This is a genomic window from Pontibacter silvestris (genome assembly GCF_020907275.1).
In the GTDB taxonomy this organism is placed as follows: domain Bacteria; phylum Bacteroidota; class Bacteroidia; order Cytophagales; family Hymenobacteraceae; genus Pontibacter; species Pontibacter silvestris.
In genome coordinates this window covers 34,027-50,835 of record NZ_JAJJWI010000009.1, presented here as the reverse complement: position 1 = coordinate 50,835, position 16,809 = coordinate 34,027, and the positions used below count along the sequence as shown (strand labels likewise).

Below are 16,809 nucleotides of genomic sequence, written 5' to 3'. Positions count from 1 at the left end.
TTAGTGATAATGTTCAGGTACTTTTCGTTTTCGTTCCAGCTATATCGAGTAAGGGGAGGTTACTTCTACTTTTCTATGTTGCTGATATCAGCTAAAACAAGCTCATGGCTAACCAGTCTGCCGTTAATAAGAACTTTTTTGTCGTGCTGAAAAGAAGGCACCTGAAAATGATTGAAAATCTGATCAATCCTGACTAGCTTAACATTATCTTTTGTTTTGGCCAGTACAGCTCCGCCTCTGGCACTGCCGCCGTACTTGTTAATGGCTGTAATACTCTCCAGAATAGCGTCAACTTCTAACTTTGCAGTATCCAGAATTAATGCACCGTAGCTTGTTTGCTGTTCGTTTACTAATAGCAGTGGCTACACTTGCCTTAAGAACGACCGTAGCTGGAAAGAAGCCTGAAGAAGGAGTTACCTGCTGGGCATAAGATGAAAAGCAGGCAATGCAGTTAAGGAAGAATACAGATAAAGCGACAGTTGTTTTCTAGCAGTAGGTTTATCATACCGATTAAATATTAATCAATTCAAGTCGCGATTTATTTGTGGTGCTGAAACTGAACCTTTACTCACTCCTAGCCTCTCAGAGGAGGGGCATATTCTAATCGTTTGCAAAATTCCTTTATTGGGAGGGGTTAGGAGTGGGTAAACGACATGGAGCACTTATACCTGCTTTTGTAAATGGCAATTTAAGTTATTGATTAAGTATTGTATGCTATATTAAGCTGTACTAACAACACTAAAGGATACTAAGCTTTAGAAGTAAAAAGGTGCAGTGGTTATACCGTAGCCTCTGCCGAAACAAGTTCTCCTAAATCAATCTTAACACCCATCACATCTAGAAATGCTCTGATAAATTTAGGATGAGCAGGCCAGGCCGGAGAAGTTACTAAGTTTCTGTCTACTACAACATCATCCACAGGTACATTTACATAAGTGCCTCCAGCCAATTCTACTTCAGGGCCAACGGCAGGATAAGCAGTCAGTTTTCTTCCGTTAACTACTCTGGCTGCTGTCAGTATCTGGATGCCGTGGCAAATGGCGGCAAGGGGCTTGTTGTTTTCTGCAAAATATTTCGTGATATCCAGCACGCCCTGGTTTAGTCGGAGATATTCTGGCGCTCTGCCCCCTGCAATTACCAATCCCTCGTAATCGCCTGGGTTAACCTCTGAGAAGGTATAGTTCAGCACAAAGTTATGTCCTGGTTTTTCGGAGTAAGTCTGATCTCCCTCAAAGTCATGAATCGCTGTTTTAACCGTGTCACCTTTCTTTTTATCCGGGCATACAGCGTGTACCTCATAACCCACCATCTGCAACATCTGGAAAGGTACCATTGTTTCATAATCTTCTGTGAAGTCTCCTGTCAGGAAAAGGATTTTTTTTGATTTTTCCATAGTGGTAAGTGTATAGGTATTAACAGAACTTAATAAAGCCATTAAGCAGCTGCGGGTGCTTTAACAGGCAAGTTAACAGGGTATTAAACTTGTTGGGTCATTAGCCAATGTCATGTGATGTCGTAAAATGGAATAGTGATAAGGTATGAAAATCAATAGTAAAAAGCAACGCTGTATACCTTATCTTTCTGTTAGTCTTCTGGAGGAGTGATTGTGTAAAGGCAGCATAGCTTATTTAAATCCAAAGAAAGAAGTGGTTTCTCGGAAACCAAATCTTTTGTAAATGTTAATACCGTCTTTTGAAGCTAGGAGTACTGCTGTTTCATAGCCTTTGTCTTTGGCCATGTTCAAGGCGAAAGACATTAATGCGGTGCCTATACCTTTGCCTCGATGATCTTCGCGTGTTGATAAGTTATAGATCCCTATTGTTTTGTTATCTGTGGGAAATAACTCTATGGTGGCAACAGGCTCTTCATCCAAAAAATAGCAAGCGAATAAGATGCCTCTATCTTGTTGGAGTATAGCCTGAGAAGCTTTGCCGTAGTAGGATACTAAGTTCTGGTCCGGTGGGCTCCAGTTTAAAGATAACACAAACGCAAAAGTATTTATTTGTTCTTTGCTTGTTATTACTCTGATGCTGCCCAGCCCATTGGTGGGTGTGGCTTTGTATTGTGGCAGGTCAAGTTCCATGCCTGCCTCGCTGGCAACCTGTTTTAGCTTTAAGCTCCTTAAAAAAGCTCTGAGTTTTTCTGTTAAATTCTTTTTGCAAACCCAAAGGCAGAAGGCAAAGTCTTGTTTCAGGTAATGCTCAAGGGCGGTTTCAAGTTCACTTATGGTAACATGCTGCCCATCGGTTATATGGATAATGTTAAATGTATCGCAGGAGATGCCGCAATCTGTGTAAGTAAGATTCTTGGTTCTTTCTACACTCATGCCTGCTGTTTTTGCTGGAAGCAGGCATGAGTGCAGGTTGAAGTTTTTGTCTACGACATTCAAGTGCTTTGCTTTCATGGAGTGCATTCAGTAAGAAGGCAGAATGAGTTACTTCTAAAGAAAACTGATAAAGACCAGGATAGTGTGCTGCAGATTAATCTCAACCAGTACTTTAGCTTACTATAAAATGACTGTTCTCTATAGCAGCCTTATCTGGTTTAAAATGCTCGCTCTTTATGGTGTTCAGAATGTTGGTGAAAACAATGTTGGCTTCCAGGTTGTTGAAAACAAAATCTCTGCCTTGAATGCCCTCCTGTATTAAACGAGATTTTGGCTGGCTTAACAGGAACTGAGCAGTCTCTACTGCTTCGTCTACTGTTTTAACAGCATAAAGTCCTTTGCAGCTATCAAACATATGTTCATATCCAGCGTGATAGGAGGTTATATGAGGTACGCCCGCTGCCAGCGAAATAGGAAGCCTATTAGAAAAGTAATAAGGAACTTTGTCAAAGTGGTCCCAGTTTATAGTTAGCCAGGCAGATTGTATTGTTTCTTCCTGTTTATCAAAAGGAAGTAGTCCTCTGGATGATTCCAGCTTGTCCCAGCCTTTGCCATAAAGGGCGAAGCGCCTGCCAAACCGTTGGGTTAGTTTTTTAGCAAGCTTCATACGGTTTCTCCCCCCCGGAAAGTATCGCCCGGGAATACGCGTTTTACCCGCATTGGCAATCATCACAATGTCATGTTCTCTTTCAGTGGTCGGAGTCCAGGGCTTTCCGGAGCGCACCGAGTCAAACATATGAGGAGCATAAAATACTTTTTTTGCTCCGGCCTCTCTGGCTAATTCTGCAAAAGTTCCAAGACCTATCATAAACACGATGTCAGCTTCTCTTAGGATAACTTTAAGCTGAGGTGACATGCGCTTAAAGTAACGGCCATAAGGGTCGCCTTCATGGTAGGCCAGAACGGGCTTGGATTCTATATTTTTTAACTCACGCAGAAATTCAGCAGGGGCATCAAAACTGGTTATATGCTGCCATAAAATAACGTTAGGCTTAAACTTCTTAGCCTCTTGCAGCAGTTTGTTCCGGACTGTCTCGTAGCTGCCGGTTGTATTGTATTCGTGTAGGAAAGAAAAAGCGCTGTATGCTTCTATCTGATTAGTCTCAAGTAAATGCTCAAAAGCTTTTCTTGGTCCAATCTGCATACACCTGTTGTCCAGCATTGCTTCGTTTGGGAGGTACAGTAAGCGTACTTTAGAATCACCTGTATTCATGATTGTTGTATAGTTTTCCAGTCCCCGTTACTCTGAAGACATACAATTACATGGGCTTAAAATAAGAATGTAGCCAGCCGGGGAGTAGTTATACAATAAAGATATCTACGTTAACTACTAGTATTAAGCTGAACTTAGCTCCTATGTCTCCAAAATTTTCGAACTTTGGAAAAACTAAGTTGCAGTCATGCAAAGACCATTAAAATATATCATTATAGCGGGCATTGCACTAGTGCTTTTTTATGTTGTGTCCGAATCATTTTTCAACGACGACAACTACACAAAGCCACTGTTGCAGGAGCGGAAAGATAAAGACTTGTCTTTCAGGAGCCGTGCCAGCACACCCTTTACGGATGAGAATCGCAGAAGTTTTACGAACCTGGTGTACTACGAGCCTGATGTGAATTACCGTGTAAAAGCAGAAGTAAAAGAGGTGCCTGAGCAGGATACATTGTATATGCCTATGACCAATGGCACGACAGAACCCTACCTGCAATATGCTGTCGCTAATTTCGAGCTGGAAGGGCAGCCCCAGCGCCTTACATTGTACAAAAGAATAAATGAGGAGAAGGCAGAACTTTTTGTGCCTTTTACCGATAAGACCAACGGTTTTGAAACGTATGGTGGTGGCCGGTACATAGATGTACCGTTTGAAGAGGGTGCTGAAACAGTAGTGCTGGACTTTAACCGCGCTTACAGCCCTTACTGTGCCTATAACTCAGAGTACGTCTGCCCTGTGCCGCCAAAAGAGAATCGCCTTAGTGTAGCTATATCAGCCGGGGAAAAGACGTACAATGGCGCGCATTAGGTACAGGTGCAAGACCTTAGATACAAGAAGCATGGTAAAAGTAAACCAACGTCTGGGCCTTTGCCCAACGGAGGTTATCTTGTTTACCCGTAATGTAAAGTTCGTAATTTGTAATTAAACAAAGCCTTGCGCCTTATACTTGTGTCTGCTATAAATTTAATTCTTAATTTTGGAGAATAATGGTGCCTGAAATAGGTGCTGTACTTTAAAATCAACAAAAATAAACATGCTGATTTCATTCGACTGGCTGAAACAACTGATAGATATAAACAAACCGACTGAGGAAGTAGGAGCTTTGCTGACAGGCGCAGGCCTGGAGGTAGAGGGCATTCATACTTTTGATGTAGTTCAAGGTGGCTTAGAAGGCATTGTGATAGGGGAAGTACTTACGTGTGAGCGCCACCCGGATGCTGACCGCCTGAACATTACAACTGTGGACATCGGTAACGGTACACCAAGCCAGATTGTGTGTGGTGCGCCAAACGTAGCTGCCGGGCAAAAAGTAGTGGTAGCTACGGTAAACAGTACATTATATCCAACAGGTGGAGAGGCTTTTAAAATCAAAAAGTCGAAAATAAGAGGAGCCGTATCGGAAGGTATGATCTGTGCCGAAGATGAAATTGGTATCGGTATCTCTCATGCAGGTATTATGGTGCTGGATACAGATCTAGCAAACGGTACACCCGCTGCTGAATTCTTTGGCATGAGCTCAGATAAAGTATTTGAAATAGGCCTGACCCCAAACCGTGCCGATGCTGCCTCACATTATGGTGTAGCCCGCGACCTGCAGGCATTGCTGAATGCTAAAGTTGTGCTGCCATCGGTAGAGACTTTCAAAATTGAGAATACATCAAAGCCTGTTTCAGTAGAAGTAGAGAACACAGAAGCTTGCCCACGTTATGCCGGTATAACTGTTTCAGGTGTTAAAGTGGGGCCATCGCCGGAGTGGATGCAGAAGCGTTTACGTGCTATTGGCCTTTCGCCTATCAATAACATTGTGGACGTTACCAACTTTGTACTGCACGAGTTAGGGCAGCCATTACATGCTTTTGATGCAGATAAAATAACAGGTGGAAAGATTGTAGTTAAAACTGCTGCCGAGGGTACTACTTTTGTTACTTTAGATGGCGTGGAGCGTAAGCTGAAAGCCACAGACCTGGTTATTTGTAATGCAGAAGAGCCAATGGCGCTGGCGGGTGTGTTTGGTGGAAAAACATCTGGTGTAACAGACGAAACAACTACTGTTTTTATTGAAAGTGCTTACTTCTCGCCAGACTATGTACGCCGAACCGGCATGGTGCATGGCCTTAAAACAGATGCATCTTTCCGTTTTGAGCGTGGCACAGATCCTAACATTGTGATCTATGCATTGAAGCGTGCGGCACTTCTGATGCAGGAAGTAGCCGGAGGAGAAATAGCATCCGAAATAGTAGATGCATACCCTGAGCCAATTCAGAACTTTGAGTTAGAGCTAAGCATAGACCGTGCACAACGCCTGATAGGGAAAGAAATTGGTGCTGAGCGTATAAAAAACATTCTTACAGATCTAGGCATTGAGATTACAGCAGTAACAGATATAAGTTTGTCGCTGTCGGTGCCGCCGTTCAAAGTAGATGTAAAGCGTGAAGCCGATGTGGTGGAAGAGATTCTCCGTATTTATGGTTTCAATAACATTGAAATGAATGAGAATTTGGCTACTACTTACCTGGCCAAATTTCCGAAACCAGATCCGGAGCACATCACACAAACATTACTGGATTACGTTTCAGCCAATGGTTTCCATGAGATTATCACTAACTCTATAACCAACTCAAAATATTATGAGCAGGCAGGTGAGGCTGAAACAGCTGGGTTAGTGCATATCGTAAACTATAACTCCGAAGACCTTAATGTGCTGCGTAAGTCTATGGTATTTTCTGGGCTGGAAGTATTACGCCGCAACATTAACCGCCGTCAGAAAGACCTGAAGCTATTTGAATTGGGCAAAGTATATGAGCTGGTAGAGGATAAGTATAAGGAAAGTACGAAGCTGTCGTTGTTTATGGTAGGAAATGTAACAGCCGAAAGCTGGAAGCAGCCAAGCAACAAAGTAGCTTTCCATGATCTCGCTGGTACAGTGCAGAACGTGCTGCGTAAGTTAGGCGCAGACTTTGAGGTGCAGGCACTGGAGCAGAACAACTTTATGGGCCAGGGGGTCGCCTACATAAAAAATGGTACTGTTATAGCACAGGTAGGTGTCTTAAATACAGCTGTTACCCGTTTCATGGAAATCAAAGAGCAGGTATGGTATGCTGAGCTGAACTGGGACTATCTGCTGAAGAAGTATAAAATCAATTTAGTAGCTGAAGAGTTACCTAAGTTCCCGGAAGTGCGCCGTGACCTGTCACTGGTACTGGACAAAAATGTTACATTTGACCAGGTAAGGCAAGTTGCTCTCCGTACAGAGCGTAAACTGCTGCAAGACGTAAATGTGTTTGACGTGTACGAAGGGGACAAGATAGAAGCAGGCAAAAAAGCCTATGCTCTAAGCTTTACGTTGCTGGATAAGCAGCAAACCCTGACTGATAAGGTGATAGACAATACCATGAATCGCCTGATGCAACAATTCGAGAAACAATTGGGAGCTTTTATCCGCAAATAGTGTTATGCCAAAAGACAAGCAATTAAAACAACTCCAGCAAATTGAAGACAAGCTGAGAAAGCTCGTAAGCCGCTATGCTGATGTGCAGCAGCAGCTATCGCAGGCGCAGGAAGAGGTGAAATTTCTGGAATCCCTGGTAGAAGAGAAAGATCAGCAAATAAAAAATTTTCAAAATCAGGAGAATATTGTTAAAATTGTAGACACGATAGCAGGAAACACTGCAAATTCGACAGAGTTAAAGCTTAAGTTAAACGAATATATCCGAGAAATCGAAAAGTGTATTGCTTACTTACAGGATTAAGCTAAAGTTTATGAAAACAAACTTGTAGTTACCCGCAAGGTAGCTAAAGCATGACCTGAACCAGGAAACAGACACTAGAACCTATAAACTACGCAACGGATGGGTGAATTATCTATAAAAATTCGCATCGCGGAACGCGAGTATCCGATGCGGGTAAAGGAAGAGGAGGAAGAAAGACTTAGAGCTGTTGGCAAGATACTGAACGAGCGCTTGCGCTTTTATAAAGATCAGTTTGGCTTACAAGACAAGCAAGATTTACTAGCCCTGGTTGCTTTTGAAACCATGGTTGAGAAACTTAAGCTGGAGGAGGAGAAATCATCTCATCTTTCTGATGTAGGCGAACAGCTTAATGTACTAGATGAACTCTTATCGTCGGTTAAGTAGAAATCTGGCACAGCGACAGCGTTGTAAACCTTTCTATACTTTCGTTGGGCTATAAGCAAGATTCCTGTCTGATGCAGGTGCTGCTATACGTTTTATAAACCATATAAAAGCTGTATAGTTATGCCCGATATTCTTTACATTTTATTAACGGCCATTGTGGCGCTCGGAGTGGGCGTATACATAGGGCGTGTCCTGCTGCAGAAAGTGTATAAGCAGCAGGAAGAGGCCGCCCAGCAGAAGGCGCAGGCCATTATACGGGAAGCCGAGCTTAATGCCGAGAGCATTAAGAAAGACCGTATCCTGGAAGCAAAGGAGAAATACCTGAGGCTGAAGTCGGAGTTTGAAGAAGATGTGAATAAGAAAAAGAACATCATTATTCAGAACGAGAACAAGGTAAAGCAGCGTGAGCAGAATGTCGCCAAGCAAATGGAGCAGACAAAGCGACGCGAAGCTGAACTGGACAAAGAGAAGGAGCAACTGACAGCACAACTGGATAAGGAAAAGGAGCACCTGAATATCCAGCTGGAGCATTTAAAGAAGCGCAAAGAAGAAGTAGAGCAACAGCATAAAGAAGTAGTAACCCAGCTAGAAAAAATTGCTGGTTTAACTGCCGCAGAGGCCCGCGAACAAATGGTAGAAGCCCTTAAAAATGAGGCCCAAACCAGAGCATCTTCTCACATTAAAGACATTGTAGCACAAGCTAAACTTACGGCTACAAAAGAAGCGAAGAAAATTGTTATTGAGACCATACAGCGTACGGCTGCGGAACATGCTATTGAAAACTGCGTGTCTGTCTTTAACATTGAAAGTGACGACATTAAAGGTAAAATTATTGGGCGTGAAGGCCGTAATATTCGTGCTTTAGAAGCTGCTACTGGTGTAGAAATTATTGTGGATGATACGCCTGAGGCTATTATTATCTCTGGTTTTGACCCTGTACGCCGTGAAATTGCCCGTCTGTCGCTGCACCGCCTGGTTGCTGACGGTCGTATTCACCCTGCCCGTATTGAGGAGGTGGTAACCAAAACCCGCAAGAACATTGAAGAAGAGATTATTGAAATTGGAGAGCGTACTGCGATAGACCTTGGTGTGCATGGTCTGCACCCGGAACTCATTAAAATGGTGGGGCGTATGCGTTTCCGTTCTTCTTATGGACAGAATCTTTTGCAGCACTCCCGTGAGGTAGCTAACCTTTGTGCGACTATGGCTGCCGAACTAGGCCTGAACGTAAAACACGCTAAACGTGCTGGTCTGCTACACGATATTGGTAAAGTAACGCCGGATGAGCCGGAGCTGCCACACGCCATTATTGGTATGGAGCTGGCCAAGAAGTATAAAGAGCATCCGGATGTGTGCAATGCCATAGGTGCCCACCACGATGAAGTTGAAATGACTGCCATGGTGTCTCCTCTGGTACAGGCCTGTGACGCTATTTCCGGTTCCCGACCAGGTGCCCGTCGTGAGATAATGGAATCGTACATTAAGCGTTTGAAAGAACTGGAAGAGGCAGCTGTTTCTTTTGATGGTGTGAACCACTGCTATGCCATACAGGCCGGACGTGAACTGCGTGTAATGGTTGATGCTGACAATGTAACTGATGAGAAAGCCGCACAGCTTTCATTTGATATCTCTCAGAAAATAGAGAAAGAGATGCAGTACCCTGGACAGATTAAGATTACGGTTATCCGGGAGATGCGCGCTATTAGCTACGCTAAGTAAGTACTGATAATTAATTAAGGTTAAGTCGTCTGCTGCATTTTGTGGCAGGCGACTTTGTTTTTATAGCCTTGCATAATTAGCATATCCAACATTATCTTTTTAAAACTTTTACGCTAAATTGGGCTTGTACTATATAAACAGTAATGGCGCTATCCTATCAAAGAATTGTAATCAAAATTGGTTCTAACGTTTTGACGCAAGATAATGGCATGCCTGATAAGGCCAGAATGCAGCACCTGGTTGAGCAGATTGCTGAAATAAAAAAGCAAGGGAAAGAAGTTATTCTGGTGTCTTCAGGTGCTGTAGCCTCTGGAAGAAGTTTAATTACGGTCTCTGACAAGTTTGATGCGGTGGCTACCAGACAACTATTGGCTTCTGTAGGGCAGGTAAAGCTGATTAATACTTATGCAGAGCTTTTTAATGAGCATGAGCTAACATGTGCACAGGTACTGGTCACAAAAGAAGACTTCCGTGACAGGCTGCATTACCTGAACATGAAAAACTGCTTCCAGATTCTGCTACAGAACAATGTAGTACCTGTTGTAAATGAAAACGATGTTATTTCGGTCACTGAGCTTATGTTCACCGATAACGATGAATTGGCAGGTTTGGTCGCGTCTATGCTTAATGCCGATGCTTTGATTATTCTCTCTAATGTGGATGGTATTTATGATGGTAACCCTAAAGACGAGGCCTCAAAAGTTATAGAGGAGATTGACTATGTGGTAACAGGTTTGTCGGCTTTTATAAGTACGCAGCGCTCGCAGTTTGGCCGGGGCGGTATGCTTACCAAAAGCCATATGGCCCGGAAAGTTGCACAATTGGGGATAGCCGTTCATATTGCGAATGGCAAGACAGAAAATGTTCTTACCAGATTGTTAAGTGAAGAAGTTATTAATACAAAGTTTATTCCTCATAAAGCAGTATCCGGTAAAATAAAATGGATTGCCCACTCCGGGAATTATGCAAAAGGAAAGGTACAGATTAATGAAGGTGCACAAGCCGCGCTTTGTTCAACAAAAGCTACAAGCCTGCTTCCTATTGGGGTTGTAAGGGTATTAGGGCAATTTCAGAAGGGTGATATTATTAAACTGTTGGATCAAAATGAGAAGCTGGTAGGCTTAGGCATAGCGGAATACAGTTCAGAAAAAGCACAGGAGCGTATCGGGCAGAAGAACCAGAAGCCCTTAGTACATTACGATTACTTGTTTCTAAGCCCGGAGATTTCCTGAGTTTATCGTCTCTCGGGTTAATAGAGTTTGCAAAGAGTGCACCTATAAATTAAAAAAGCGCCTGCAACAACTGCAGACGCTTTAGTTATATATAATTAAGCTGTATTATTTTAAAATATGATGCTATCACCATATTCAATAGCATTTCAGGGGAAAGTTGTAACAATTTAGGTAAGGTAAAAGCGGCGGAGCATTATGCTTAAACTTCCGCCGCTATGCCTTTTTCACTCACAACTAAACCACAATAATCTTATCTATATTTCAGGAATTAGCTCAGGAAAGCTTTTAGCATCCAGAGTGTCTTCTCGTTTTCGTTAATGTCATCGCTGATAAGTGTTACAGTACCTTCGTCGCCTGTTTCAGCAGCTAACGAAAGTATATCGCGTTCAAAGTTCAGCAGTACGGTCAGGCTATCGTAAGTAGCTTTAACCATTTCCAGGCCATCATTCAACTTACCTGCTTCTTTAATGGTAGAATTCACAATGTAGTCAGAGAAAGTGTGTAATGGTTGCTGGCCAATAGTTAGAATTCGCTCTGCAATTGCGTCAATTTTACTTAAAGCATTATTGTAAAGCTCTTCGAACTTGTCGTGTAGCTGGAAGAAGTAAACACCTTTAACATTCCAGTGGAAGCCTCTCAGGTTCTGATAGTATAAATGGTAGTTAGCCAATAGTTCATTAAGCTGCTCTGCAATTTGCTGGCTGTCTTGTTTCTGCAGTCCTATATTATTTAGTTTGTTCATTTCGCGTTTTATTTTGTTTTTGTTCATAAGCTTCGTTACAAAGGTCGTTGTATAAGTTGTATATATCAAATTGATTATGTTTATGAATATATAGATTAAAACTATAACTTGCAGTGTTGAAATAGAGGTTGTTTATTCTATTAGGGAGATAAGATACGTCTGCTTAAGTTTTGTTAAAGTATAATTTATTTAGCTTATGACACTTGTACAACTGGAGTATTTAGTTGCAGTAGACACTCACAGGCATTTTGCCACAGCTGCAGAACATTGCTTTGTAACACAGCCTACCCTCAGCATGCAGTTACAGAAGCTGGAGGAGGAGTTAGGAGTGCAACTGTTCGACAGAAGCCGTGTGCCTGTGCGACCAACAGAAATAGGGAAAGAGATTATCACGCAGGCACGCATTGTGCTGGCAGAATCAAAAAAGTTACAGGAGATTGTGCACAACCAGAAGCAGGAGCTTTCGGGTGAGCTTCGCATTGGAGTTATTCCTACGCTTGCCCCTTACCTGATTCCGCTTTTTATCACAGGGTTTATGCAGAAGTATCCGTTGGTGCGGGTGGTGGTGCAGGAGTTGCTTACAGAGCAGATTGTAGAGAAGCTAAACCACGAACTGATTGATGTAGGCTTACTGGTAACACCATTAGAAGATAAAAGCATAAGAGAACTGCCTTTGTTTTATGAGTCTTTTGTTGCTTATATCAACCCTAATCACCCATTAGCGAAAAATGAAACCATCAGTGCAAGCGAGCTGGATGTAGAAGATATGTGGGTGCTAAATGAAGGGCATTGCTTCCGGAGCCAAGTGCTGAATATATGTAACAGGGGAGGTGTAGCCCGGAGTGAAGAAGGTGGCTACTTCGACTACAAGAGCGGTTCTTTGGAAACACTAAAGCGTATTGTGGAAACACAACACGGCCTGACGCTTTTACCAGAGTTGTCTGTAATGGAGATAGCTGACGAAAAGCTGAAACTGGTGCACCCGTTTCAGCATCCACAGCCACAACGCGAAGTTAGTTTAGCAGTACACCGCAGCTTTCTAAAGAAAAAGCTGGTAGAGGCATTAAAAGAAGAAATTATCGCTTCTGTGCCGGCCGCTATTCGTGAAAGAAAGAAAGAACAGGTGATTACCATTAAGAGCTAAAGCGATTTTTGCAGCTATAGGAATTTTTAGCTATATATTGTTGATTTTGATGTTATTCCTGCTAACTTCATACCTGTGCTTTAACAGGAGAATATGCAAACAGTACGTTGGGGAATAATCGGCTGCGGCGATGTAACGGAAGTTAAAAGTGGCCCGGCTTTTCAGAAAGTTGCAAACTCACAACTGGTAGCGGTTATGCGTCGTGATGCTGAAAAGGCTAGGGACTACGCTCAGCGGCACCGGGTATCCAAGTGGTACAATAACGCACAAGAACTGATTCAGGACCCTAATGTAGATGCTGTGTATGTTGCGACTCCTCCCAACTCACACGCAGACTATGTGCTACAAGTAGCAGCGGCAGGTAAGCCAGTGTATGTTGAAAAACCTATGGCACTAACGCATGCCCAGTGCCAGAAAATGATAGCAGCCTGCCAGCAGGCACAGGTACCTCTTTTTGTAGCCTATTACCGCAGATGCCTCCCCGCGTTTCTGAAAGTAAAGGAGCTAATAGCTAGCGGAACTGTTGGTGAAGTCCGCTTTGTGAATATCCGGTTGTACCAGCCTTCTAAACAAGGTCTGGACAAGGAAAATCTACCCTGGCGTGTAAGACCAGAGGTTTCAGGAGGAGGCTTATTTTTTGACTTAGCATCGCACCAGCTAGATTTTCTGGATTATATTTTATGCCCAATTGTCTCTGCGTCTGGCCAGGTAGCAAACCAAATGGGCTTATATACTGCCGAAGACATTGTGACAGGGCAGTTTAGATTCCAGACCGGGGCCTTGGGCAGTGGTGTTTGGTGCTTTAATGTTGCCAAGGCACAACAAACTGATTGCATTGAAATAGTTGGTAGCTTAGGTAAGATAACTTTTCCTTCCTTCTCTAATGCCCCCGTGGTGCTGGAGACAGCGAAGGGCCTAAAGAAATTCACACTGCCACCTCCTGCCCATGTGCAACAGCCGCTCATACAAACTATAGTAAATGAACTGACTGGCCAAGGTAAAAGCCCTAGTACAGGCATATCAGCGGCACGTACAGCTTGGGTGATGGACCAGATAGCAGGGCGTAAGCAGAAGAGTGAGGAATAGATAGGTTCAACTGTGCTGTAGTATAAAACAAGAAAGGCAGCCTTAAAGGCTGCCTTTCTTGTTTTATAGCTTTTATTAAGCTTAAGCGTTGATGCCAGCTTCTTGCAGTGCTTTTACCATAGCCTCACCTATTGTTGCCGGAGACTCTACTACATGAATACCAGACTCACGCATAATTTTCATTTTAGCAGCAGCAGTATCGTCAGCACCGCCAATAATAGCACCAGCGTGACCCATACGGCGTCCTGGAGGTGCTGTCTGGCCTGCGATAAAGCCTACAACAGGTTTCTTGTTACCAGTTGATTTGATATATTCAGAAGCAACAGCCTCATAGTTACCACCAATCTCACCTATCATTACAATAGCATCAGTCTCAGGGTCGTGCATCAGTAACTCAACCGCATCTTTAGTTGGCGTGCCAATAATAGGGTCACCACCGATACCAATAGCTGTAGAGATACCTAAGCCAGCTTTCACAATCTGGTCGGCTGCCTCATAAGTAAGCGTTCCAGACTTAGAAACGATACCGATTCTGCCTGATTTGAACACGAAACCCGGCATAATACCTACTTTCGCCTCACCTGGCGTAATTACACCTGGGCAGTTCGGTCCGATGAGTGTAACATCTTTATCTTTCAGGAAGTTTTTCGCTGTAATCATGTCTTTTACAGGAATACCCTCTGTAATAGCAATAATTACTTTAATACCTGATCCGGCAGCTTCCATAATAGAATCGGCAGCGAAGGCAGGTGGCACAAAAATGATGGATACATCGGCACCAGTTTCTTTTACAGCATCTGCTACAGTATTAAATACCGGGCGGTCGAGGTGAGTTTGTCCACCTTTGCCTGGAGTTACGCCACCAACAACGTTTGTGCCGTACTCAATCATCTGCTGTGCGTGGAAAGTACCTTCCGAGCCGGTAAAGCCCTGCACGATCACTTTCGAATCTTTATTTACTAAAACACTCATGTGTATGTTATTTAGTTGATGTATAGACACTCTAACTTAAGGTTAGTGCAAAAATAGGCTTTTTTGTGGGCCATGCAAAAAATAGTTATCCCTAATATAGTTACCTTACAAATGCAGGCAGAATCTTGTTGTGTCTATTTTTACTGTTGATTAAGGATTACAATTGCCTTAGGAACGTTATTGTACGTAAGCTTAAGAGAGTGATTTAATATATGTACCTTTACATTAAAACCTTTAGATAATAAAAATGAAGTACCTGAACCATATTACCGAGGCTATCGGAAACACTCCTTTGGTGAAACTGAACAGTGTAACGAAAGGCTTAGAAGCTACCGTGCTTGCCAAAGTGGAATATATGAATCCTGGTAATTCAGTAAAAGACCGGATGGCTCTCAGAATGATTGAAGATGCTGAAAAAGCAGGTATTCTGAAGCCCGGCGGAACAATTATAGAAGGAACATCCGGCAACACGGGCATGGGCTTAGCGCTGGCAGCCATTGCTAAAGGGTACAGGTGTATTTTTACCCTAACAGATAAGCAAGGGCAGGAGAAAATAAATATTCTAAAAGCGGTAGGGGCTGAAGTTATTGTTTGTCCTACGGATGTGGAGTCTGACGACCCTGAGTCTTATTATTCTGTCGCCAGGAAACTGAACCAGGAAATTCCGAACTCGTTCTACCCTAATCAGTACGATAATATGTCTAATACGGCAGCGCACTACGAATCTACAGGGCCGGAAATATGGGACCAGACCAATGGCGAGATAACTTATTTTGCAACAGGTGTGGGTACTGGCGGTACTGTGTCCGGTATCTCAGGCTTTCTGAAAGAGCAAAACCCCAATATCAAAACAGTTGGAATCGATACCTATGGCTCTGTGTTTAAAAAGTACAAGGAGACAGGTGTTTTTGATAAGAATGAGATTTACCCTTATGCCACAGAAGGTATAGGGGAAGATATTTTACCGAAGAACGTAAACTTCGACCTCATTGATACTTTTATCAAAGTCTCTGATAAAGATGGCGCTCTTATGACCCGAAGGCTAGCCCGGGAAGAAGGCCTCTTTGTTGGCTGGTCGAGCGGCTCTGCTGTGCATGGAGCTTTAGAATACGCCAAAGAGCACCTGACAAAAGATGATATGATGGTGGTGCTGTTGGCTGACCACGGTACCCGTTATCTTAATAAGATATACAATGATGACTGGATGCGATCTAAAGGATACATTGATTAATTAAGGATGGTAGCAAACTTTTTCAAAGAAAGCTGTTTCAGAAAATGAGGCAGCTTTCTTTGGTTTATGAATTTTATGATGTTAAGGCTGAGCATCATCTGCAAGGCTAAACAAGAAAGAGAAGATCTTATAGTTTTAGAATTTAATTATTATGTAGTGTCTTTTGTGTGATTTTTGTTGTAACACGCTGATTAATAATGGTGTTGAGGTTGCATAATATATTAGATTTTCCTATATAATAAATAAAAATTATATATAGCTTTGTGTGCAAATTTATACAGTTAAATAGAGGTGCTGCTTCCTTTAATGTAGCTTGTAAAGGGTTACTAAATAAGTAATTATATTAAGAGAATGCTTATAGGGTAAAATCCGTAGAGGAAATATTTATAAATTTTATGCAAAGTTGTGTTCTTTGCAATATAACTTATGAGGCTGCTTCCTCCGTATATGTTTAGAGTTTGAGATAGGAGTACAGAATGAGAAAATTAAAAGGTGTCTTGCTTATAGATGACGATGACACTACAAACTTTTTAAACCAGAGACTGCTTGACAGGATGGACGTGACTGAAAACATCCGCACGTTTGTGAATGGCAAGCAGGCGTTTGATTATTTGTATAACGTAAGTAACGATAATTATGAAGAATCAAACAAAAACTACTTTCACCCGGAGTTAATCTTTTTAGATATTAACATGCCAGTGATGGACGGTTTCGAGATGCTTGATTTATATGAACGTCTTAATAATGATTTCAGGAAGGGAATCGTGATGGCTGTGTTGACTACCTCTACACACCCTCAGGATACAGCCAATTCCAAAAAATATGCTGCTGAGTATTTAACAAAACCTCTTACATCAGAGAAAGTAAGTGCCTTGCTGGAAAAATATTTTCCTGAAGGCAAAGCTGATCAGGAATAGAGTACACAACTATAAACACAAAAGCGGATGCCA

General features: G+C 42.6%; 14 protein-coding genes and 1 pseudogene. 10 read left to right on the top strand and 5 right to left on the bottom strand.

Annotated features, from left to right (window positions below):
* Positions 1 to 778: 778 nt before the first annotated feature.
* From LN995_RS09910 to LN995_RS09900, 3 genes are all read right to left on the bottom strand, one after another.
* Positions 779 to 1,393 carry a DJ-1/PfpI family protein gene (locus LN995_RS09910; protein WP_229960833.1) on the bottom strand — a complete coding sequence of 205 codons (615 nt, stop codon included), beginning with the start codon at positions 1,391 to 1,393 and terminating at the stop codon, positions 779 to 781.
* Positions 1,394 to 1,624: 231 nt separating this feature from the next.
* Positions 1,625 to 2,404, bottom strand: coding sequence for a GNAT family N-acetyltransferase (locus tag LN995_RS09905; RefSeq protein ID WP_229960831.1), 780 nt, complete (start codon positions 2,402 to 2,404; stop codon positions 1,625 to 1,627).
* 94 nt (positions 2,405 to 2,498) lie between these two features.
* A complete protein-coding gene (locus LN995_RS09900; RefSeq protein ID WP_229960829.1) occupies positions 2,499 to 3,599 on the bottom strand; it encodes a glycosyltransferase in 1,101 nt (366 codons plus the stop codon).
* Positions 3,600 to 3,786: 187 nt separating this feature from the next.
* Here LN995_RS09900 and LN995_RS09895 point away from each other — a divergent pair, with 187 nt between their 5' ends.
* From LN995_RS09895 to proB, 6 genes are all read left to right on the top strand, one after another.
* Positions 3,787 to 4,407: a DUF1684 domain-containing protein gene (locus LN995_RS09895; RefSeq protein ID WP_229960827.1), complete on the top strand. Its 621-nt coding sequence runs from the start codon at positions 3,787 to 3,789 to the stop codon at positions 4,405 to 4,407.
* A gap of 226 nt (positions 4,408 to 4,633) precedes the next feature.
* Positions 4,634 to 7,048 carry a phenylalanine--tRNA ligase subunit beta gene (pheT, locus tag LN995_RS09890; RefSeq protein WP_229960825.1) on the top strand — a complete coding sequence of 805 codons (2,415 nt, stop codon included), beginning with the start codon at positions 4,634 to 4,636 and terminating at the stop codon, positions 7,046 to 7,048.
* 4 nt (positions 7,049 to 7,052) lie between these two features.
* Positions 7,053 to 7,349, top strand: a complete 297-nt coding sequence (locus LN995_RS09885; protein ID WP_229960823.1) for a hypothetical protein — start codon at positions 7,053 to 7,055, stop codon at positions 7,347 to 7,349.
* A gap of 99 nt (positions 7,350 to 7,448) precedes the next feature.
* The gene (locus LN995_RS09880; RefSeq protein WP_229960821.1) at positions 7,449 to 7,733 is read left to right on the top strand and encodes a cell division protein ZapA; all 285 of its coding nucleotides are present in this window, start codon (positions 7,449 to 7,451) and stop codon (positions 7,731 to 7,733) included.
* A 120-nt stretch (positions 7,734 to 7,853) separates the two neighbouring features.
* Positions 7,854 to 9,452: a ribonuclease Y gene (gene rny / locus LN995_RS09875; RefSeq protein WP_229960819.1), complete on the top strand. Its 1,599-nt coding sequence runs from the start codon at positions 7,854 to 7,856 to the stop codon at positions 9,450 to 9,452.
* A 143-nt stretch (positions 9,453 to 9,595) separates the two neighbouring features.
* On the top strand, positions 9,596 to 10,684 hold the full coding sequence (gene proB / locus LN995_RS09870; protein WP_229960816.1) for a glutamate 5-kinase: 1,089 nt from the start codon (positions 9,596 to 9,598) through the stop codon (positions 10,682 to 10,684).
* 268 nt (positions 10,685 to 10,952) lie between these two features.
* Here proB and LN995_RS09865 read toward each other — a convergent pair whose 3' ends face one another.
* On the bottom strand, positions 10,953 to 11,453 hold the full coding sequence (locus tag LN995_RS09865; protein WP_229960814.1) for a Dps family protein: 501 nt from the start codon (positions 11,451 to 11,453) through the stop codon (positions 10,953 to 10,955).
* Between the two features lie 169 nt (positions 11,454 to 11,622).
* Here LN995_RS09865 and LN995_RS09860 point away from each other — a divergent pair, with 169 nt between their 5' ends.
* Both LN995_RS09860 and LN995_RS09855 read left to right on the top strand, forming a co-directional pair.
* Positions 11,623 to 12,570, top strand: a complete 948-nt coding sequence (locus LN995_RS09860) for a hydrogen peroxide-inducible genes activator (protein WP_229960812.1) — start codon at positions 11,623 to 11,625, stop codon at positions 12,568 to 12,570.
* A gap of 93 nt (positions 12,571 to 12,663) precedes the next feature.
* Entirely contained in the window at positions 12,664 to 13,656 is a 993-nt protein-coding gene (locus LN995_RS09855; RefSeq protein ID WP_229960810.1) for a Gfo/Idh/MocA family protein, read from the top strand.
* 81 nt (positions 13,657 to 13,737) lie between these two features.
* Here the strand turns inward: LN995_RS09855 and sucD are convergent, their stop codons facing one another.
* On the bottom strand, positions 13,738 to 14,628 hold the full coding sequence (sucD, locus tag LN995_RS09850; protein ID WP_229960808.1) for a succinate--CoA ligase subunit alpha: 891 nt from the start codon (positions 14,626 to 14,628) through the stop codon (positions 13,738 to 13,740).
* A gap of 247 nt (positions 14,629 to 14,875) precedes the next feature.
* Between sucD and LN995_RS09845 the strand changes: the two are divergent.
* Positions 14,876 to 15,856, top strand: a pseudogene (locus LN995_RS09845) (PLP-dependent cysteine synthase family protein); the annotation flags it as partial.
* A 479-nt stretch (positions 15,857 to 16,335) separates the two neighbouring features.
* Entirely contained in the window at positions 16,336 to 16,776 is a 441-nt protein-coding gene (locus tag LN995_RS09840) for a response regulator (RefSeq protein ID WP_229960806.1), read from the top strand.
* The last annotated feature ends 33 nt before the right edge of the window (positions 16,777 to 16,809 follow it).